Raw genomic sequence first — 21022 nt, 5'->3', positions numbered from 1 at the left:
CAAACTTGGAGGGAAACACATGAATAACCTGCTGAAATCCAGCGCCGCCGCACTTGCTTTGAGTGTCGCTTCCAATGCCGCCGCCGCCGAGGGCAAGCTGGTCCTGTACCATTGGTTCGAATATATGCCGCAGGAGGTGCTGGATACGTTCACCGCCGAAACCGGCATCGAGGTGACGATGGACACCTACGATTCCAACGAGTCCATGCTGGCCACGCTGAAGGCAGGCGGCATGGGCACCTATGACCTGGCAGTGCCGGGCGATTATATGGTCAGCATCATGGCGGGGGAGGGCCTTCTGGACACCATTGCCGACGGGGAACTGGCAAACAAAGGCAACATCGCGCCGGAATGGTCCGACCCCAGCTTCGACCCGGGCCGGGCGTCTTCGATCCCCTATCAGTGGGGCTCAACCTCCTTTGCCGTGAACCGCGACGCCTACAGCGGCGACATCCAGACCACCGGCATACTGTTTGAACCACCGGCGGAACTCTCTGGCAAAATCAACATGCTCGACAGCCAGGGTGAAGTGATGGCGATGGCCTCTCTGCACATGGGCATTCCGCAGTGCTCCACCGACCGCGAGCAGCTGAAGGCGCTGAACGCGATGCTGCAGGAGGCGAAGCAGCACTGGGCCTCCTTCAACTCCGACACCGCCAAAGAGGTGCTGGTGTCGGGCGATGCGGCGGTGGGGCAGATCTATGACGGTTTTGCCGCCAAGGCCCGCGAGGAAGGCGCCAATGTGGAATATGCCTATCCGACCCAGGGGTACGTTGCCTGGATGGACAATGTGGTTCTGCTGAAGGACGCGCCCAACAGGGATAATGCGCTGAAATTCATGGATTTCCTTCTGGAGCCGGAAAACATTGCCGCGGTCACGAACTATGCGCAGTACAACGCCGGTGTGACCGGGGTTGCGGAATACCTGGATCCCGCTCTTGCCGCTCAACCGGAAAAGAACCCTCATGCCAATGCGGGCGACGGCGTATTCATCAAGGTCTGCGACCAGGAAACCCAGGCGGTCTATGATCAGATCTGGACCAACCTCAAGAAGTAGGAACCTCCCTTGAACGCCCGGCAGGGCAATCGGCCTCGGGCATCCTTTGCCCGGGGTTTTTGTTGTTGAGACAAGCTGGCGTTTCTTACTCCCGCCGGCAGTTTTCCGGGAAGACGTGCCCTCCGGTGCAGCCAAACAGCAACCGTGCAGGAGCGGCGCACAACTTGACGATGCGGCCTGCAGTGAGCGAAAGAATGCGCCTTCATCAGGAGCAGCCGGTTCCTTCTGACAGGCCGCACCGCCGGGCCAGGACCCTCTGAACACGGGCGGGGCTAACGGGAATCGCGGGGCGATAATCCGCTCTAGCCAAGGTTTCGAACCGGTCATAAACTATCTTTAACAAAGAAAGCTGGAGTTCCCCGCCCTATGACACCTTTTGCTATTGCTGGTGTTCAAATGCACGTCGGCGCATTGCACTCGAATGTTGAGGCGATGCGCCACCGGATTGAAATCCTGATGGCCCGTTTCCCCTGGACGCAAATGGTTCTGTTTTCAGAGTTGGCGCCCTACGGGCCGCTCGACCGGTTTGCGCAGCCGTTTCCCAATGATGTCATCCAACAGTTCCAGGAAGACGCCCGCAGGTTTGGAATATGGCTGATCCCCGGCTCAATGTTTGAAAAGACAGAGGATGGCCGGATCCTGAACACTTCCGTAGTGATCAACCCGCAGGGCGAGATTGCCGCTAAGTATTCCAAGATGTTCCCGTTCCGCCCGTATGAAGCCGGAATTTCGGCAGGCACCGAGTTCTGCGTGTTCGACGTGCCGGGGGTCGGCCGTTTCGGCCTGTCGATCTGCTATGATATCTGGTTCCCAGAAACCACCCGCCAGCTGACCAGCCAGGGGGTCGAGGTTTTGCTGCATCCGGTGCTGACCGGCACCACCGACCGTGATGCCGAGATAGCGATTGCCCGGGCAACGGCGGCGCAGTTCCAGTGCTTTGTCTTTGACGTCAACGGCCTGGGTGCCGGCGGTGTCGGCCGGTCGCTTGTCGTGGACCCTTCAGCCACCGTGCTGCACCAGTCCGCGGGCCAAGAGGACATGTTCCCGATCGAGATCGACCTGGATCAGGTCCGGCGGCAGCGTGAAACCGGCCTGAAAGGGCTGGGCCAGGTGCTGAAAAGCTTCCGCGACCGCGAGGCCGAGTTCACCGTTTACGACCGCAGCAGCGGTGCGGACGCTTACCTCAGGACCCTGGGCCCGCTGGAAACGCCGGCACAAGGGTCCCTGCGCGGTTTGCAAACCGCTGATCCCAGAAGCTCGCTGCAGAATTTAGAACAGACGTTCCATTCGCCGCACCATTTCTCCGTTTATGAAGGGAAAACGGGGTCAGATTAACCGGACTGGACGGCGGCACCGGTCCTGACGCGACAGAAAGGAGGCAGGTTTTGAACTTGCACTCGCGGAAGAAGAAGTTGCCGTCGATCCGGGATTACTACAGCGCAACGCAGCTTCGCGCCGACAGGTGGAGCGCGTTGCGCGAGGCCGCAGAAGGCCTCGCACGGCAGAGCCGGGAGGGGCGCCAAAGCCAGAAGCTGATGGCCACCGCCGAACATCTTCTGGAGGTTCTGGCACCAGTCGAAAGATACTGGGCCTTTCCGGGGATCCATGCCTTCGAGCACCTGCGCAGGCTTTTGCAGAACGGCAATACCGACGATCTGTCGGTGACGGTCCGCCGCATTGCCCGGGCGCTGACCTCCGGGGCCTACAGGCGCCGCTCCATCCCGCTGACCTCGGAAGAGATTGATAACGAGGATTATGAGGACGAAGCCTCGCTTGCGCCCGAAGCCCGGGCGCTGGGGCGGCCCTACTTCGAGGTTCTGATCGTCGATGACGTGTCGGAATCGCAAGAGCGCTTCCTGCGGCAGAACCTGTTGCGGATGCGCCGCGTGGAAGACCCGTTCATCTATGAGCCGGTCATCGTGCCGTCGTTGGAGGATGCGCTGATCGGCATTCTCTTCAACTACAATGTGCAGGCCGTGGTGGTGCGGCCGGGCCTGTCGCTGAAGTCCCGCATCGAGCTGCCGATCCTCAGCCAGTATCTGACCCGCGTCAGTGAAGAGGAAGAGGTTGATGCCATCGAGCCGCATGAATACGGACCCGAAGCCTGCCGCCTGATCGAGAAGATCCGGCCCGAGCTGGACGCTTATCTGGTCACCGACCGGTCCGCCGAGGACATCGCCGGGCTGGACCTGGGCCGCTGCCGCCGCGTGTTCTACAATCAGGAGGATTTCCAGGAGCTGCACCTGAATATCCTGCGCGGGGTGGACCGCCGTTACCGGTCGCCGTTCTTCACCGCGCTCAAGGAGTATTCAAAACAGCCTACGGGCGTGTTCCACGCGATGCCGATCAGCCGCGGCAAATCGATCAGCCGCTCGCACTGGATCCAGGACATGGGGGCGTTTTACGGCTCCAATATTTTCCTTGCGGAAACCTCCGCCACCTCTGGCGGCCTGGACAGCCTGCTGGAGCCGCGCGGACCGATCAAGGAAGCCCAGGATATGGCGGCGCGGGCCTTCGGGGCCAAGCACACGTTCTTTGCCACCAACGGGACCTCGACCTGCAACAAGATCGTGGTGCAGTCGGTGGTCCGGCCCGGCGACATCGTTCTGGTAGACCGCGACTGCCACAAGTCGCATCATTACGGGATGGTGCTGGCGGGTGCCAGCGTTGCCTACATGGACAGCTATCCGCTGCATGAGCATTCGATGTACGGCGCGGTGCCGCTCAGGGAAATCAAGCACACCCTGTTGCGCCTGAAGGCCGCGGGCAAGCTGGACCGGGTGCGGATGGTTCTGCTGACCAACTGCACCTTTGACGGCATCGTCTACAATGTGCGCCGGGTGATGGAGGAGTGCCTGGCGATCAAGAAGGACCTGATCTTCTTGTGGGACGAGGCCTGGTTCGGGTTTGCACGGTTTGATCCCACCTACCGCCAGCGCACCGCAATGGGGGTTGCCAACACCCTGAGGGAGACGCTGCGCACCAAGGAAACCGTAGAGGCCTGGGAGGCGCAGCAGAAGGCGCTGGAAGATGCGGATGAGGAGGTTTGGCTGGACACCCGGCTGGTGCCGCCGCCGGATGCGAGGGTGCGGGCATATGCGACGCAATCCACCCACAAAACGCTGACATCGCTGCGCCAGGGATCGATGATCCATGTCAACGATCAGGACTTCAAGGGGGAGGTCGAGCAGGCCTTTCATGAGGCTTACATGACGCATACCTCTACCTCCCCCAATTACCAGATCATCGCCTCTTTGGATGTGGGCCGGCGCCAAGTGGAACTGGAAGGGTTCGAATTCGTCCAGAAACAGATTGAAAGCGCGATGTCCATCCGCCGCGCCGTTTCGGACAATCCGCTGCTGAACAAGTACTTCCGGGTGCTGACGGCCGGCGACATGATCCCGGAAGCTTTCCGGGAAAGCGGGGTTGAAGCCTATTATGACCCCGATCATGGCTGGGCGGACACCTGGAACATGTGGGGCCAGGATGAATTCGTGCTGGACCCGACCCGCGTCACCCTGGCGGTGGGCGGCACCGGCTGGGACGGCGATACCTTCAAGACCAAGATCCTGATGGACAAATACGGGATCCAGATCAACAAGACCTCCCGCAACACCGTGCTGTTCATGACCAATATCGGCACCACCCGGTCTTCGGTTGCCTACCTGATCGAGGTGATGGTGGAGATCGCCAACGATCTGGACGAATTGCTGGACGATGCCTCCAAAATGGAGCGCCGCTCCTTCGAAAACCGGGTGTCGGCCCTGGTGGAGCATGTGCCGCCCTTGCCCGATTTCAGCCGCTTTCACGACGCCTTCCGGCACGGCAAGGACACGCCCGAGGGCGACATCCGCACGGCCTTCTTCCTCGCCTACAACGAGGACAACTGCGACTACATTCCGACTGACGACAGCCTGATGCAGCGCCTGGAAGCGGGAGAGGAGCTGGTGTCATCCAGCTTTATTATCCCCTATCCTCCAGGCTTCCCGATCCTGGTGCCCGGGCAGGTCATCAGCCCGGAAATCCTGTCATTCATGCGGGCCCTGGATGTCAGCGAGATCCACGGATACCGCGCTGACCTGGGCCTGCGGGTTTTCACCAAGGAGGCCCTTAAATCCGTCAAGAAATAGAAGTCCGGAAGACAGCAAAATCAACAGGGAGAAGATACATGCCGAAGAAAGTTCTGAACAACATTTCGGAGATCCGCCGCTATTTTCACACCAACTCGGACCCGATCTATTTTGTCTCAGCGACGAACTTCAATCTTCTTGGGCTTGATGAATGGGTGAAGAATTTCAAATACATCTGCTACATGGACTGTTTCGACGGCCGCCATCCCAATGTGCTGGTGCCGTCTGAGCTGCCGCATGATGAATTCCAGTCGATCGAGGATATCAACAACTACCTGCTGCAGCACAAGGAGGTCATCGATTACGTAAAGGCGCGCGGCGGCAAGCCCAAATTCGTGTTCCTGATGTTCGATGAAAAAACCGAAAAGCTGGCCAAGGAGATCGGCGGCGAGGTCTGGTTCCCGAAGGCAAAGCTGCGCACCAAGATGGACAACAAGATCGAGACAGTGCGCGTCGGCAACAAGGCGGGGGTGCCGTCAGTGCCCAATACGCTGTCCAAGGTCGAGAGCTACGACCATCTCACGAAAATCTGCAAGAAGGCGGATCTGGGCGACGACCTTGTGCTGCAAAGCGCCTTCGGGGATTCCGGCCACACCACCTTCTTCATCAAAAGCGAGGCCGATTTCCGCAAGCACGAGCATGAGATTGTCGGCCAGGGCGAAATAAAGATCATGAAGCGGATCGACTGCCGGGGATCAGCGATTGAGGCCTGCTGCACGTCTGAGGGCACTATTGTCGGCCCGCTGATGACAGAGCTTGTGGGCTTCAAGGAACTGACCCCGTACCGCGGCGGCTGGTGCGGCAACGAGATTTTCTCGACGGCTTTCCCGCCGAAGACCCGTGAAAAGGCGCGCGAGCTGACTTTCAAATTCGGCGAGCAGCTGCGCAAGGAAGGTTACAGCGGCTACTTCGAGCTGGATTTCCTGATCGACAAGAAAACCGGCGATATCTGGCTGGGCGAACTTAACCCGCGGATCACCGGGGCGTCCTCGATGACCAACCACGCTGCCTTTGCGCATGCCGATGCGCCGCTGTTCCTGTTCCATTTGCTGGAGTTCTCGAAGAAGCCATTCAAGCTGGATGTGGAGGAACTGAACGCGCGCTGGGCGGATCCGGACATGATCGACTCTTGGTCGCAGATGGTGATCAAGCACACGGAGGACACCGTGGACATCGTGACCAAAGCCCCGGAGTCCGGCATCTACAGGATGCTGCCGGACGGCCAGGTGGTTTTTGACCGCTTCGATTACCACCGCCGTGCGGTGGAAAGCGAGGATGAAGCCTTCTTCCTGCGCATTTCCAATGCTGGGGATTACCGCTACGAAGGCGCTGATCTGGGCATCCTGGTCACCCGCGGCCGGTCGATGACCAAGGGCTTCCAGCTGACAGAGAAATCGAAACGCTGGATCGACGGCATCAAGAACGCTTATTCGGCGCGGCCGCTGCCTTCGGCGCAGGCCTTTGAGGATCCGGCGTTCAAGATTATGTAGGCTGCATGAAACTGACATTCCGCGCCGTCGAGGAGGCGGAGCCGGGACAGCAACTGGCCGGGCTCTTCTATGAATACCGTACCGCTTACCTGAACTGGTGGGCGGGGGAGGGGCTGACGGGCCGCCCGACATATGCGGAGTGCCGCCGGGCGCTCAATGCGTATATGCCTGAGATACTGGGTATCTACGACCAGTTGTGCGCCGCGGCCGGCGGCGGCGATATGGAAGCGCGCTTCCTGAGCTTCTACTGCCCGCCGCGCTATCTGGCAGGGTGCAGCCAGGCCATCTGGCAAGGCAGGGAGCCGCTGCTGGTGCGCAACTATGACTACAACCCCGCGGCCTTCGACGCGGTGTTCCTGAAGTCCGGCTGGGGCGGACGGCAGGTGATGGGCAGCACCGACGGGCTGTTCGGCCTCTTGGACGGAATGAACGACGCTGGGCTCACGGTGTCGCTCACTTTCGGCGGGCGCCGCGCGATGGGGGACGGCTTTGGCGTGCCGCTGATCCTGCGATACATCTTGCAGACCTGTACCGCACTGGATGAGGCGGAGGACGTTTTGCGCCGTGTGCCCTGCCATATGAGCTATAACGTGACAGTGCTGGACCGCAGGCGGAACTTCTTTACCGCCTACCTTGCGCCCGACAGGCCCACTGTCATCACCCGGGCGGCGGTAGCCACCAACCATCAGGAACGCGTCGAATGGACCAGCCACGCCCGGCTGACAGCCTCGGTGGAGCGGGAGCGATTTTTGCTGCAGCGCCTGACCCTGCATCCGGAAACCAAGGATAAATTCACCGGGTCGTTCCTGAAGCCGCCGCTCTATTCGCTGGCTTTCGACAAAGGGTTCGGCACGCTTTACACGGCGGCGTATCATCCCTGCGACCTGACAGCGGAACTGCTGTGGCCCGGCCGGGTTTGGCGCAAGAAATTGGACAGCTTTGACGCGGGCCGCCTCGGCGTTGACTACCCCGACTTGTATAGCCAGTCCTCGGGCTAGCAGCGGCCGCGGAGAGCAAGCTTGCCTTGCCGACCGAGCGCTCCATATTCAGCAGGGGCGCGCACAAAAAACATGCTGCAGGGCACTGGGTTGAAAGTGCCGCGCCTTGTTCTCTTTCGATCCAGCAACTGTGATTCTGCTCTGCCGGAACTCGGAAGGGGGGACCGATGACACCATTTTCGCGGGTCTATTACTTCGGCGACAGCCTGACTGACGAAGGCAACGCTGTTGATCTTCTGGCGTCGGCCATTGAACCATTCATCCTGCTGGATCTGATCGCAAGTTTCGGCGGCTTCCCATCGTCAGGCGATCTGGACCGTCTGCGGGCCGAAGCCAAAGTTGCCGCCCGGCAGACCATCATAGACAGTTTTTCCGAAGCCGGCCCGGAAGGCGCAATAACCAACGCGCTGACCCATGCCAGCTATGCGGCCGCTCTCGGCGGGTTTGAGGTGGTGAATTATGCGGTGGCAACGGCCACTGCCTTGGGCGACAGCATTCTGCAAGACCTGATAGACCTCGAAGCCCAGGTCGCGGATTTCACCGAGGATGCCGCGGGCGGTGTCCCGGCGGATTCGGCTGCGTTCTTTCTCATTGGGGGAAATGACTTCATTGACCTGCTGGACACCGTTCAGGAGCAGCAAATCACGACCCAGGCCGATTTCCTGTCCCTTGCAACACCGGTCATAGAGGGGCTGATCGCGCAGATCCTCTCCGCCGCCCGTACCGCCATTGGGGCCGGGGTCGGCACAGTGTTTCTCGCCACCCAGCCTGCGGACGGGTTTTATCCGGAGTTCGATACACTCTCCCCGGTTCAGGCCGGTTTCGCGGATCTTTTAGTCGACACTTTCAATGGCAGGATCGCGGAAGCCATTGCAGTCCTCGTCGCCGAGGGAAGCGATGCCAGGGCCGTTGACCTGTTTGCGGTGTCTCAGGCGATCACTGAGGATCCTGCGGGATTTGGCCTTCTCGCGGACCGGACGGATTATCTGATCGATGGAAGCGCGTTCGGCAGCGATCAGGTTCTGGCCTGGGATTCCATCCACCCGGCGGAAACGCCGCACCAGATCTGGGGCGCCTACGCCGAATTCGTAATGGGCGGCGGCAGGACATCCCTGTTGGATGATCGCGGCACGCTCCTGCGCGAAGGGGGCGCTGCAAACGCTGTTTTTGCACTGGGCGGTGATGACACCGTCAATGCAGGCGGCGGTGCTGACGTCGTGATCGGCGGCAGCGGAAATGACAGGGTCTATGGAGCAAAGGGCAAAGATATTCTTATCGGCGGCAGCGGCAATGACACCCTGAACGGTGGCAGTCAAAATGATGTCATCAGCGGCGGTGACGGTGCGGATTTATTGCGCGGCGCGGTTGGCAATGACGTGATCGCAGACGGACGCGGCGATGACCTGGTGTTCGGCGGGGCGGGCGACGACACTTTTGTCTTCACTGAATCCGCACTCATTGGCGGCGGCGGGCCATCACAGGATGTTTTCCGCGGCGGGACAGGAAACGACACCCTGTATCTTGTCCTGGATGATGCCAGCTACGCCGCCTTCAAGGCTGGCAATGCGAATGGTGTTCTTAGCGATCTCGGTATCACCGTGTTTGGTATCGAGGCCATTCACGCAATTGCAGGCCGCGGCGGCATCGCAACCGCATTTGACAGTTTCGACTGGTTTGTTCCAGCCGATTATTGGGGCGTGGTTTCCGCTCCCGCAGCCAATGATGATCTGCTGAGCTAGCCCGGGTTGGCCTTGCATTTCCGGAAAATGAAACGGTCGGGGCTGACGCGGGATCGCCGCCCTGACCAAAAAAATGGTTATAGGCTGAGCCTATGATGTGATGTGTATAATCGATTTTTCTTGCTCTGTAATTCTGTCAAACTGCCAGTCACCAAAAGCAATAAGTCCAAAGCGCCTCGTCAGAAGGCGTGCAAAAACGACACCATGCCAACAGAGGAAATCCATGAAACAGAAAGCGTCATTCTTAACCGCACTGGCCTTGACTATGACAACCGCCAGCGCCGGGCTGGCAGAAACAGAGCTGACCGTCTACACGGCGGTGGAGGCGGAAGATCTTGCGCGGTACGCGGAGACTTTCAATCAGAGCCATCCGGACATCCATATCAATTGGGTGCGGGATTCCACCGGGATCATCACCGCCAAGCTGCTGGCGGAGCGTGACAATCCGCAGGCCGATGTGGTCTGGGGGCTGGCGGCGACCTCGCTGCTGCTCTTGAAATCCGAAGGCATGCTGGAGCCCTATGCCCCGGCCGGTGTTGAAAACCTCGACCCCAAATTCGTCGATGGCGACAACCCGCCCAGCTGGGTCGGGATGGACGCCTGGGTGGCCTCGGTCTGCTACAATACGGTTGAGGCGGAAAAGCTCGGGCTGACGCCGCCCACGTCCTGGAAGGACCTGACCGATCCCCAGTATGCCGGCCATGTGATCATGCCGAACCCGAATTCCTCCGGCACCGGCTTCCTGGATGTTTCCAGCTGGCTGCAGATGTTCGGCGAGGAGGAGGGCTGGAAGTTCATGGATGCGCTGCATGAAAATATCGCACGCTACACCCATTCCGGCTCCAAGCCGTGCAAACTGGCTGCCGCAGGTGAGATCCCGATCGGCATCTCCTTCGCCTTCCGCGGCGCCAAGTCCAAGGCAGAGGGCGCGCCGCTGGAAATCATCGTTCCGTCCGAGGGTGTCGGCTGGGATATGGAGGCAACCGCTATTGTCGCGGGCACAGCAAATCTGGAAGCAGCGCAGAAGCTCGTCGACTTCACTGTCACCAAGGAAGCCAACGAGATGTACAACACCGGCTATGCCGTGGTGGCCTATCCCGGGGTTGCAAAGCCGGTGGAGCACTTCCCCGAAGGCCTGCTGGACGCGATGATCGACAACGATTTCGAGTTCGCCGCGAACAACCGCGCTGCAATCCTGAAGGAATGGCAGGCCCGCTACGACGGAAAGTCGGAGGCGCAATAAGCCTTCCGGGGCGGAGGGCCTGCCCTTCGCCCCTTCCGCCTTCCTGTATCAAATTGCCCCATGCCCTGAGCCCTGCCGCCTGCTGATGACAGCCAAGGTGCGGCGCCGGCATATGCAAGGACTGACGACGTGCTTCAAATGATCCCGCCAAAAGAAACCTACCTGAGCATACGCGACCTCTGGAAAGCCTTCGGCAGCTTCATCGCGCTGAAGGACATCTCCCTCGACGTGAAGGAAGGCGAATTCATCTGCTTCCTCGGCCCCTCCGGCTGCGGCAAGACCACTCTGCTGCGCGCCATTGCGGGCCTGGACCTGCAAACCAAGGGCACGGTGACCCAAGGCGGCCAGGACGTTTCCAATCTGCCGCCGTCGGAGCGGGACTTCGGCATCGTTTTCCAGTCCTATGCGCTGTTCCCGAACCTCACGATCGAAAAGAACATTGCCTTCGGCCTGGAAAACGCGGGCCGCAGCAAGGCGGAAATCACGGCCCGCGTGCGGGAACTGCTGGAGCTGGTCGGCCTGCCTGACCAGGGGCGCAAGTACCCGGCACAGCTGTCCGGCGGCCAGCAGCAGCGGATTGCCCTGGCGCGCGCCATTGCCACCAACCCCGGCCTTCTGTTGCTGGATGAGCCGCTGTCGGCGCTGGATGCCAAGGTGCGCGTCCACCTTCGCCACGAGATCAAGGAGCTCCAGCGCAAGCTGGGCGTCACCACCATTATGGTGACCCATGACCAGGAAGAAGCGCTGGCCATGGCCGACCGCATCGTGGTGATGAACCACGGCGTGATTGAGCAGGTCGGCTCCCCCACGGAAATCTACCGCGAGCCCGCCAATCTGTTTGTTGCCGACTTCATCGGCGAAATGAATCAGATCGGTTCTTCGGTTGCCAAAGGAGGCCGCCTGGCCGTGGGTGAAAAGACCTTTGCCTGCCTGCCGCACGGGTTAGCTGACGGCACCCCGGTGATCGCCGCGGTCCGGCCCGAGGACGTGATCCCGCATGAGGCCGGTTATCTGGAAACCAGCGGCAACCGCAACTGCATCGACGTTCAGCTGGCCGAAATGGAATTTCTGGGTTCGTTCTGGCGCTGCCGCCTGACCAACAAACGTTTCGGCGGCAAGGAGCTGATCGCCGACTTCTCTATCAATGCAGTGCGGCGCCTGGGACTGGAGGCCGGCTGCCAGATGGAAATCGAACTGCCCGACAACCGGCTGATGGCCTTTCCCGTTGCCGGCGGGGAAGGGGCAAAGCAATGACCGATACCGCACAGGACATGCTGCCCTCCGGCCCGGCGGTTAAAGGCAAGCTCAGCCGCGACGACATCATCATGCGCGGCAGCATGATCATCATTGCTCTTTATCTGGTCGTGTCGCTGGTCTTCCCGCTCTATGCGATGCTGTCGAAATCCTTCTCCACCTACCGGGTGGAACTCTCGCAATATGAATTCCAGGTGAGCAACGAGGCGGGACGGTTCGACGGCACCATCCTGACCGGTGCTGAACTCAACGCCCGTACAAACACCTTTGCCGACGCCGATCTGTCCACCGGCGCCGACGGGCGGCTGCCAGTCACCGGTTTCTTCCCGGACTTCAGCTTCCGCAGCCCGGTGATGTACCAGATCCGCAATACCACCGATACGGGCCGCTTTCTGATCGGTTCCAACCTGCAGACCGGCACCGATTGGGTCACGCTCGACTCCAACACCTTCCGCCGGGTGCAGCTGCGGCCCGTTAAGGCGCAGGGACTTGATAACTTTGTCTCCTACTTCTCGACGCCCGCGCTGTTCAACTCGATCAAGAACTCGCTGTGGATTGCGGTGCTGAGCACGGTTGTCACCGTGTCACTGGCCTTCTGGTTCGCCTACGCGCTGAACCGCAGCTGCATGAAATACAAGGGCGTGTTCCGCCTCATTGCCATGGCGCCGATCCTGGTGCCGTCGCTGCTGCCCGGTATCGCGCTGGTCTACCTGTTCGGCAACCAGGGCATGATCAAGGAGCTTTTGTTCGGAGCCAGTATCTACGGACCGATAGGCATCGTGATCGGCTCTGTCTTCTTCACCTTCCCGCACGCCTTCATCATCATCTCCACCGCGCTGGCGATCTCTGACGCCCGCCTTTACGAGGCTGCGGCCAGCCTGCGCTCCAGCCCCTGGCGCACCTTCTGGACGGTTACCGTGCCGGGCGCGCGCTACGGGCTGATCTCGGCAGCTTTCGTGGTCTTCAACCTGGTGATCACCGACTTTGGCCTGCCCAAGGTGATCGGCGGCCAGTTCAACGTCCTGGCGGTGGATATCTACAAGCAGGTGATTGGCCAGCAGAACTTCGAAATGGGCGCGGTGGTCTCGGTGGTGCTGGTGATCCCGGCGATCCTCGCCTTTGCCATCGACCGCTTGGTGCAGTCCAAGCAGGTGGCGCTGCTGTCCGCCCGCTCGGTCCCGTATGAGCCGCAGCCGAACAAGAAGATGGACCGGATCTTCTTTGCCTATTGCACCCTGATCGGCATTTTCATCGCCGGGTTGCTGGCGGTTTGCCAGTTTGCCGCGCTGATAAAGTTCTGGCCCTATGACCTGAGTCTCAGCCTCAACAACTACCAGTTCGATAGAATGGATGGCGGCGGCTGGGGGTCCTATGTGAACTCAATTAAACTGGCGCTGATGACGGCTGTTGCCGGCACTGCGGTGGTGTTCTTCGGCGCCTATCTGGTGGAAAAGTCCAAGGGTTTCCGCACCGGCCGCGCCCTCTTCCAGATGTTTGCCATGCTGCCGATGGCCATCCCGGGGATGGTGCTGGGGCTGGCCTACATCTTCTTCTTCAACAATCCGGCCAATCCGCTCAATGCGATTTACGGCACCATGGCGATCCTGGTGGTCTGCACCGTCACCCACTTCTACACGGTGTCGCACCTGACTGCCGTGACGGCATTGAAGCAGATGGACCGGGAGTTTGAATCGGTGGCGGCTTCGCTCAAACAGCCGACCATGAAGCTGTTTGCCCGCGTCACGGTGCCGGTCTGCCTGCCCGCGGTGCTGGACATATCCATCTATCTGTTCGTTAACGCGATGACGACCGTGTCTGCGGTGGTGTTCCTCTATTCGCCCAAGACCACGCTGGCATCGATTGCGGTGCTGAACATGGATGACGCAGGCGACATCGCTCCGGCTGCTGCCATGGGGATGATGATCTTCTACACCAACGCGCTGGCCCGGATCATCCACTTGCTTGCGTCCCGCGGCATCCTGAAAAAGACCCAGGCCTGGCGCAGCCGCTAGCGGCTGTTTCCGTCAGGTGAATTGCTGAGACCGGCGCAGACAAAAAATCTGCGCCGGTCGGAGGCGTTCATGCAAGATATCGGCGCTGCCAGTTCATGCCTTTGCCTTTGGGCAACGAAGTGTTCATTGCGGCATCAAACCGGAAAAGGCCACCGGCTCTGACCAGAGCTCTCAGCCCTTTGATGTGTTCTTCAACGTGCAGCCCAGGCCGTTTCCGGAATTCTCCACCAGAGGCAAAACCGGTCGTCATCTGCCGCCGGGCGCGGCCGGGGGCATGAACTTTTTCTTGCCGCGGCAAATGGGATGCGCTACCCGCGTTTCACCGGTCCCGAAAGGGCTAAGAGGGAATCCGCGGTGCCGCAAGGCGCCAAACGGAACTGCCCCCGCAACTGTAGGCGGCGAGTGCTGTCCCATCGTGTCACTGGGCCGAACGGTCCGGGAAGACGGGGCAGACAGTGACCCGCCAGTCAGGAGACCTGCCGGTGAAAACCGAAACACACCGGACGGGGTTGTCCGGGGAGGTTGCCGGTAAGATGCGCTGCCGCTACCCGGCACCGCAAAAGGGGGGACTGGCCCTCCGTCTTGCCGGTCAATGCCCTTTCACCCGTTCTCCGGTCATTGACACATGGAGATCGAAGATCATGTTCCTGCGTTCCGGCCTTCTGGGCCTTTCCTTCATCGCTGCGGCCCAGGCTGCCGCCGCCAGCGACAAATTTCCGCTGACCATTCAAAACTGCGGCGAAACCGTCACCTTCGAGGCGCCGGTTGCGTCCTCCGTGACCGTCGGCCAGGCCGCCACCGAGGTGCTCTATGCCCTGGGTCTGGGCGACAAGGTACTGGGGACCTCGGTCTGGTTCAACGAGGTTCTGCCGGAATATGCGGAACTGAATGCCAAGGTCGAGCGCCTTGCCGACAACGACCCCAGCTTTGAAAGCGTGGTGGCCAAGCGGCCCGGCCTGGTGGCTGCCCAGTATGAATGGCACGTCGGCCCCGAAGGCATCGTCGCCAAGCGCGAGCAGTTCCACGACCTCGGCATCCCGACCTACGTGATGCCCGCTGATTGCGTCGGCAAGGACAACACCACCGGCGGCGACGGCACCCGGACCGAAATGTTCACCACCGACAGCCTCTACCAGGGGATCGAAGAACTGGCTGCGATCTTTGGCGAGGCCGATAAGGGTGCCGAGCTGGTCGCCGACTACAAGGCCCGCGAGGCTGCGGCTGTTGCCAAGGCTCAGGAGGTTGCGCTGGAGGATGCCTCCGCCGTGTTCTGGTTCTCTTCCCCGGAAATGGAAAGCGACCCGTTCGTGGCCGGCCAGAAAGGCGCGCCGGGCTACATGATGAAACAGCTGGGGCTGAAGAACGTCATCGAGACCGACGAGGAATGGCCGACCGTCGGCTGGGAAACCATCGCCAAGGCCAACCCGACGGTGATCGTGATCGCCCGTATGGACCGCCGCCGCTTTGCCGCCGATGACTATCAGAAGAAGCTGGAATTCCTGCGCACCGACCCGGTTGCCAGCCAGATGGATGCGGTCAAGAACGACCGGATCGTGGTGATGGACGCCCAGGCGATGGACGCTACCATCCGTGCGATCCCGGCGCTGGAAGACCTGGCCGCTGAACTCAGCGCGATCGGCAACGGCGAATGAGCGCAGCCGCCGCACTTGCATGGCAGGGCGCCCGGGGCGCTTGCCTGGCTCTGCCGGTGCTGGCTGCGGCGGTTCTGGCAGGCACAATGATCGGGGAAACCTCGCTTGCGCCTGACCTGGTGCTCTCGGTTCTGGCCAACAAGCTGGCCGGGGCCGGCCTGCCGGTGGATCCGGTGGATCAGGGCATCATCTGGAGCTACCGGCTGCCGCGGGCGCTGGTGGCGGGCGCGTGCGGCGCGGCGCTGGCGGTGGCCGGCGTTGTGCTGCAGGCCCTGTTGCGCAACGCATTGGCAGACCCCTACATTCTGGGCATCTCGGCAGGGGCCTCGACCGGGGCGGTTGCGGTCACCATTGCCGGTCTTGGCGGCGGCGCACTGTCGCTGTCCTTCGGCGCCTTCAACGGGGCGCTCCTGGCCTTCGGCTTTGTCGCCATTCTGGCACGGGCCGCCGGGGCAGGGGGCAGCCGCGCTGCGGCGGCGCAGATTGTGCTGGCAGGCATTGCCGGCTCGCAGCTGTTCAATGCGCTGACCGCTTTCATTATCGCCAAATCCGCCAATGCGGATCAGGCCCGCGGCATCATGTTCTGGCTGATGGGCAACCTCAGCGGCGTGCGCTGGCCGGACGTATGGCTGGCAGTGCCGCTGGCAATCGCAGGCTGGATGATCTGCCGGTTTCACGCGCGTGCCCTGGACGCTTTCACTTTTGGCAGCGACTCCGCAGCCTCGCTGGGGATCCCGGTCCGCCGCGTGCAGCTGGTGCTGATTTTTGCCACCGCTCTGACCACCGCGGTTATGGTCTCGATCGTCGGCTCCATTGGCTTTGTCGGCCTGGTGATCCCGCACGCGGCGCGGTTCCTGGTCGGACCGGGCCACCGCAGGCTGATGCCCGTCGCGGCCCTGACCGGGGCAGTGTTCCTGATCGCGGCCGATATCGTGTCGCGCATCATCATCCCCGGGCAGGTGCTGCCCATCGGAGTGGTTACAGCCCTGATCGGGGCGCCGTCCTTTGCGGTGATCCTGGTGCGCGGCCAAAGGACGGCACGATGAAGATCGAAGCCCGCAGCCTGTCCTTTTCTGTGCGCGGCAAGACCCTGCTGCAGGATGTGTCGCTGGCCGTGCAGCCGGGAGAAACGCTGGCGCTGGTCGGTCCTAACGGCTCTGGCAAGTCGACCCTGATGCGGCTGCTGTCCGGGCTGGCCAAGCCCTCGCAGGGCGACGTGCTGCTGGCGGATCAGCCGCTGGCCCGGCTCACCCGCCGGGAAATTGCCCAGCGGATCGCAATTGTTGAACAGCAGGCCGACACGGCCGAACGCATCACCGCACGGTCTGTCGTCGAGCTGGGCCGCACCCCCTGGCTGTCGGCACTGAAACCCTGGAGCGGCGAAGACACGCAACATGTGGACAAGGCGCTGCGCACGGTGGAAATGGAGGAATTTGCGCCGCGCGAATGGTCCACCCTGTCCGGCGGCGAGCGGCAGCGGCTGCACATCGCCCGTGCCCTTGCACAGCGTCCGGGGCTTCTGCTTCTCGATGAGCCGACGAACCACCTGGATATCCACCACCAGCTGTCGATTCTGAACTGTATCCGGAACCTGAAAGTGACCACCGTGGTGGCTCTGCATGACCTCAATCAGGCCTTGACCTGCGACCGGGTGGCGGTGCTGTCGCACGGGCGCCTGGTGGCCCTGGGGGCGCCCGCGCAGGCGCTGGCTCCCGAAACAGTTTCCGAGTTTTTCGGTATCAAGGCCCGCTGGGCCCGGGATGCCGCGGGCGATGCTCCCTTTTTATCCTTCCAGTTGGCCTGAAGCCGCCGCCGCACATCTATCAGCGCCGTGCCTTGCCAAGGCAGTCAGCCGGGATCTCCGGACAGGTCGCAGGATTGAATGAAGGCGCAGCACTCCTCGGCCAGTGCCGCAAAGCGGGAGCGTTCGCGCTGGTACAGGTAGACCTCCCGCTTATCGGGCAGGTCGGCTATCGGCCGGAAGGCGGTTGCTTCCGGCATGAAGCGGGCAACGGTCTGCGGCAGCACCGTGACCCATTTGCCGGTCCGGACCATTGTGATCAGCGAATGCGTGTTGTGGATTGTCACATCCGCATTGCTGCTCGCCTCGACAAAGCGCTCGTTGCGGATCAGGCCGCACAGGGCATTGCGGACAAATGACGAGCTGATCACATCGGCTATCGTGGGCGCGGTCTCCTGCCGGTGCAGCGGGTGGTCCGTCGCGCAGACCAGCCCGAAACGGTCCGCGAACAACGGCACTGCCCTGACACCGTTCAGCGGATGATAGCCGGAGGCGATGCCGATATCAGCCTTGCCCTCTGCCAGCGCATCCAGAACCTCCTGCGTGTCGGTGTCGCGCAATTCCACCTTGAGGCCGGGATGGCGTGCCGTCATGTGTTCCAGAACTGGCGGAAAAACCAGCGCGGCAACGGATGGGACCGAGACGATCTGAAGCAGGCCATGTGCGGCCTCTGCCGCCAGTTCAATGCTTTGCACGGTTTGATCGAAGCGCCGCACCTGCTTCTGCGCCAACTCAAAAACCTGCTCGCCCAGCGGCGATAACTGGTTCTTGCGCTCCCCTTCAAACAGCCTCTTGCCAAGATGGTCCTCCATCTGCTTCAGCGTCATGGACACCGCCGATTGGGTCCGTCCCAAACGGTTCGCGGCCTCGGACAGATTGCCAGTCTGCGCTACGGTGCAAAAGGCGCGCAGCATTTCGATTTTCAGGGCCATTCTTCAACTTTCCTGAAGTTGCTTTCAGTTAATTGAGTTTGACTGATGCTCTCCGGGGAGTCCATCCTGCTGCAGACCTGAAATTCAGCATCTGGGGCTTCTCCGTGACCAAACTGAACCTGATTGCCGGCGAATGGCTGGCGGGCGAAAGCGAAATCGAAAACCGCAACCCTTCGGACCTGAGCGATCTGGTCGGCATGTTTGCCCAGGCCAGCACCGACCAGCTGGAGGCGACGCTGGATCAGGCGCAGATTGCACAGCGAGAGTGGGCTGCTTACGGCCTGGAGCGCAAGCAGGCGGTTCTGATGAACATCGGCAATGAGCTGATGGCGCGCGCCGAAGAGCTGGGCACGCTGCTGTCGCGCGAAGAAGGCAAGCCGCTGGCCGAGGGCAAGGGCGAAGTCTACCGGGCCGGGCAGTTCTTTACCTATTACGCCGCCGAATGCCTGCGCCAGATCGGTGAAAACGCCGACTCCGTGCGCCCCGACATCGAGGTGGACGTGCGCCGCGAGGCGGTGGGCGTTGTTGCCATCATCTCGCCCTGGAACTTCCCGACCGCAACCGCGTCCTGGAAAATTGCGCCGGCACTCTGCTACGGCAACGCGGTTGTCTGGAAGCCCGCCAACATCACCCCGGCCTCTGCCGTGGCCCTGACCGAAATCATCGAGCGCCAGGATATCCCCAAGGGCCTGTTCTCGCTGGTTATGGGCTCGGGCCGCTCGATCGGCCAGCGGTTGGTCGAAAGCCCCAAGGTGAACGCGATCTCCTTCACCGGCTCGGTGCCGGTGGGCAAGGGCATCGCCGCTGCCGCCATCCAGAACCTGACCAAGGTGCAGATGGAGATGGGCTCCAAGAACGCACTGGCCGTCATGGACGACGCCGACCTGGATCTGGCCGTCACTCTGGCGCTGGGCGGCGCCTTTGGCGGCACTGGTCAGAAATGCACTGCTTCCTCCCGGCTCGTGGTCCACGCGGCCGTGCATGACGCCTTTGTTGAAAAACTGGTGGCGGGTGCGCAGGCAATGAAAGTGGGCCACGCGCTGGAAGCGGGCGTGCAGATGGGGCCGGTGGTCAGCGAACAGCAGCTGAACGAGAACCTGGCCTATGTCGATCTGGGGACATCCGAAGGCGCCGAGCTGGCCTGCGGCGGCCAACGCCTGGAGATGCCGCACGAGGGCTTCTACATGTCGCCCGGCGTGTTCCTGAACACCACCAACGACATGCGCATCAACCGCGAGGAAATGTTCGCGCCGCTGACCTCCGTTATCAAGGTCGGCAGCTATGACGAGGCGCTGAGCGTGGTGAACGACACCAACTTCGGCCTGACCTCGGGCATCGTCACCCAGTCGCTGGCCCGCGCCACCCACTTCCGTCGCAACGCGCGCACCGGTGTTGTCACCGTCAACCTGCCGACCGCAGGCACCGACTACCACGTGCCGTTTGGCGGCCGCGGAGACAGCTCCTATGGCCCGCGCGAGCAGGGCAAGGCAGCGGCGGAATTCTACACCACCGTCAAGACCGCCTACATCAGCGCCGGCAAACCGGCCTGAGACTGAAACCCTGGCAGTGCCGGACACCGGCTTGCCAGATTGCGGAAGCGCCCGCCCTCTTCGTTTCCCCTGCGGCGGGCGCCTCCTGCCCGCTGCCAGAAGGCCGGGCGCTGGACTTTGAAAACCGAGGTGCTTGAATGACCGGATACCGTATCGACTGCCTGCAATATGCCAACTGGTCGGAAAAGATCTTCCGCCAGCTGCGCGAGGGCAACGTGGACGCGATCCATGTCACCATTGCCTATCACGAGAACTTCCGCGAAACGGTTCTGAACTTCGAGAAGTGGAACCGCTGGTTCGAGCAGTACCCGGACCTGATCATGAAGGGGCAATGGGCCTCGGACATCGACAAGGCGCGCGAAACCGGCCGCACAGCGGTGTTCTTCGGCTTCCAGAACCCCTCGCCGATGGAAGACGACATCGGCTTGGTCGAGATCCTGCACACGCTCGGCGCTCGCTTCATGCAGCTCACCTACAACAACCAGTCGCTGCTGGCCACGGGGTGTTACGAGGCCGAGGACATGGGGCTGACCCGCATGGGCAAGCAGGTGATCAAGGAGATGAACCGGGTCGGCCTGGTCGTGGACATGAGCCACTCCGCCGACCGCTCCACCATCGAGGCGGCGGAGATATCCACCCGGCCCATCGCCATCACCCACGCCAATCCGCATGATTGGTCGCCGGCGCTGCGCAACAAGAAGGACGATGTGCTGCGGGCTGTCACCGGCCACGGCGGCATGCTGGGCTTCTCGGTCTATCCGCACCACCTGAAGGACAAGTCTGCCTGCACCCTGCAGAGCTTCTGCGAGATGATTGCCCGCACCGCCGAGAAATACGGGGTTGAGCACCTCGGCATCGGAACCGACCTCTGCCAAGACCAGCCCGACAGCGTGGTCGAGTGGATGCGGGTCGGCCGCTGGACCAAGGAGATCGACTACGGCGAAGGATCAGCCGCCGCACCGGGCTTCCCGGAAATGCCCGGCTGGTTCAAGGACAACCGCGATTTCGGCAACATCGAGGAGGGCCTGCGCGCCACGGGCATGAATGCCGAAGAGGTCGCAGGGATCATGGGCGGCAACTGGTACCGCTTCTTCAAGGACAATTTCACTGCCGCCTGAGGGGATCAGGCTGAAGGCCATGCGGCGGCGCCGTCCCGCGCCGCGA

General features: G+C 61.6%; 14 protein-coding genes, 1 pseudogene and 1 riboswitch. Of the genes and pseudogenes, 14 read left to right on the top strand and 1 reads right to left on the bottom strand.

Going from position 1 to position 21022, the window contains the following annotated elements; all coding sequences use genetic code 11:
- Positions 1-19: 19 nt before the first annotated feature.
- The 12 genes and pseudogenes from KUV26_RS06885 to KUV26_RS06830 all read left to right on the top strand — a co-directional run.
- Positions 20-1057 carry an extracellular solute-binding protein gene (locus tag KUV26_RS06885; RefSeq protein ID WP_222507805.1) on the top strand — a complete coding sequence of 346 codons (1038 nt, stop codon included), beginning with the start codon at positions 20-22 and terminating at the stop codon, positions 1055-1057.
- Between the two features lie 366 nt (positions 1058-1423).
- Complete coding sequence (locus tag KUV26_RS06880) at positions 1424-2392, top strand: carbon-nitrogen hydrolase family protein (protein WP_222507804.1); 969 nt, start codon at positions 1424-1426, stop codon at positions 2390-2392.
- Positions 2393-2442: 50 nt separating this feature from the next.
- On the top strand, positions 2443-5187 hold the full coding sequence (locus KUV26_RS06875) for an aminotransferase class I/II-fold pyridoxal phosphate-dependent enzyme (RefSeq protein WP_261399763.1): 2745 nt from the start codon (positions 2443-2445) through the stop codon (positions 5185-5187).
- Between the two features lie 38 nt (positions 5188-5225).
- Positions 5226-6677: a biotin carboxylase gene (locus KUV26_RS06870; RefSeq protein WP_222504969.1), complete on the top strand. Its 1452-nt coding sequence runs from the start codon at positions 5226-5228 to the stop codon at positions 6675-6677.
- A 5-nt stretch (positions 6678-6682) separates the two neighbouring features.
- Complete coding sequence (locus tag KUV26_RS06865; RefSeq protein ID WP_222507803.1) at positions 6683-7675, top strand: C45 family autoproteolytic acyltransferase/hydolase; 993 nt, start codon at positions 6683-6685, stop codon at positions 7673-7675.
- A gap of 167 nt (positions 7676-7842) precedes the next feature.
- The gene (locus KUV26_RS06860) at positions 7843-9414 is read left to right on the top strand and encodes an SGNH/GDSL hydrolase family protein (RefSeq protein WP_222507802.1); all 1572 of its coding nucleotides are present in this window, start codon (positions 7843-7845) and stop codon (positions 9412-9414) included.
- Between the two features lie 259 nt (positions 9415-9673).
- Positions 9674-10657 (top strand): putative 2-aminoethylphosphonate ABC transporter substrate-binding protein, encoded by a 984-nt coding sequence (locus KUV26_RS06855; RefSeq protein WP_261399762.1) that lies wholly within the window; start codon positions 9674-9676, stop codon positions 10655-10657.
- A 138-nt stretch (positions 10658-10795) separates the two neighbouring features.
- Entirely contained in the window at positions 10796-11911 is a 1116-nt protein-coding gene (locus KUV26_RS06850) for a putative 2-aminoethylphosphonate ABC transporter ATP-binding protein (protein ID WP_222507800.1), read from the top strand.
- Positions 11908-13923, top strand: coding sequence for a putative 2-aminoethylphosphonate ABC transporter permease subunit (locus KUV26_RS06845; RefSeq protein ID WP_222507799.1), 2016 nt, complete (start codon positions 11908-11910; stop codon positions 13921-13923). Before KUV26_RS06850 ends, KUV26_RS06845 begins: the two co-directional genes overlap by 4 nt.
- Positions 13924-14229: 306 nt before the next feature.
- Positions 14230-14422: riboswitch (cobalamin riboswitch) on the top strand.
- A gap of 142 nt (positions 14423-14564) precedes the next feature.
- Positions 14565-15575 (top strand): ABC transporter substrate-binding protein, encoded by a 1011-nt coding sequence (locus KUV26_RS06840; RefSeq protein WP_222507798.1) that lies wholly within the window; start codon positions 14565-14567, stop codon positions 15573-15575.
- The gene (locus tag KUV26_RS06835; protein ID WP_222504962.1) at positions 15572-16621 is read left to right on the top strand and encodes a FecCD family ABC transporter permease; all 1050 of its coding nucleotides are present in this window, start codon (positions 15572-15574) and stop codon (positions 16619-16621) included. The genes KUV26_RS06840 and KUV26_RS06835 overlap by 4 nt, the downstream gene beginning before the upstream one ends.
- Positions 16618-17128, top strand: a pseudogene (locus KUV26_RS06830) (ABC transporter ATP-binding protein); the annotation flags it as partial. The gene KUV26_RS06835 and the pseudogene KUV26_RS06830, both read left to right, overlap by 4 nt.
- A 295-nt stretch (positions 17129-17423) precedes the next feature.
- On the opposite strand, the gene KUV26_RS06825 reads toward KUV26_RS06830, so the two are convergent.
- A complete protein-coding gene (locus KUV26_RS06825; protein WP_222504960.1) occupies positions 17424-18308 on the bottom strand; it encodes a LysR family transcriptional regulator in 885 nt (294 codons plus the stop codon).
- 104 nt (positions 18309-18412) lie between these two features.
- Here KUV26_RS06825 and KUV26_RS06820 point away from each other — a divergent pair, with 104 nt between their 5' ends.
- Both KUV26_RS06820 and KUV26_RS06815 read left to right on the top strand, forming a co-directional pair.
- A complete protein-coding gene (locus KUV26_RS06820) occupies positions 18413-19858 on the top strand; it encodes an aldehyde dehydrogenase family protein (protein ID WP_222507796.1) in 1446 nt (481 codons plus the stop codon).
- Positions 19859-19995: 137 nt separating this feature from the next.
- Complete coding sequence (locus KUV26_RS06815; RefSeq protein WP_222504958.1) at positions 19996-20976, top strand: membrane dipeptidase; 981 nt, start codon at positions 19996-19998, stop codon at positions 20974-20976.
- The last annotated feature ends 46 nt before the right edge of the window (positions 20977-21022 follow it).

This window comes from Leisingera daeponensis (genome assembly GCF_019801465.1).
Taxonomy (GTDB): Bacteria; Pseudomonadota; Alphaproteobacteria; order Rhodobacterales; family Rhodobacteraceae; genus Leisingera; species Leisingera daeponensis_A.
The sequence above is the reverse complement of the archived record's forward strand: the minus strand, read 5'-3'. Positions and strand labels throughout refer to the sequence as shown.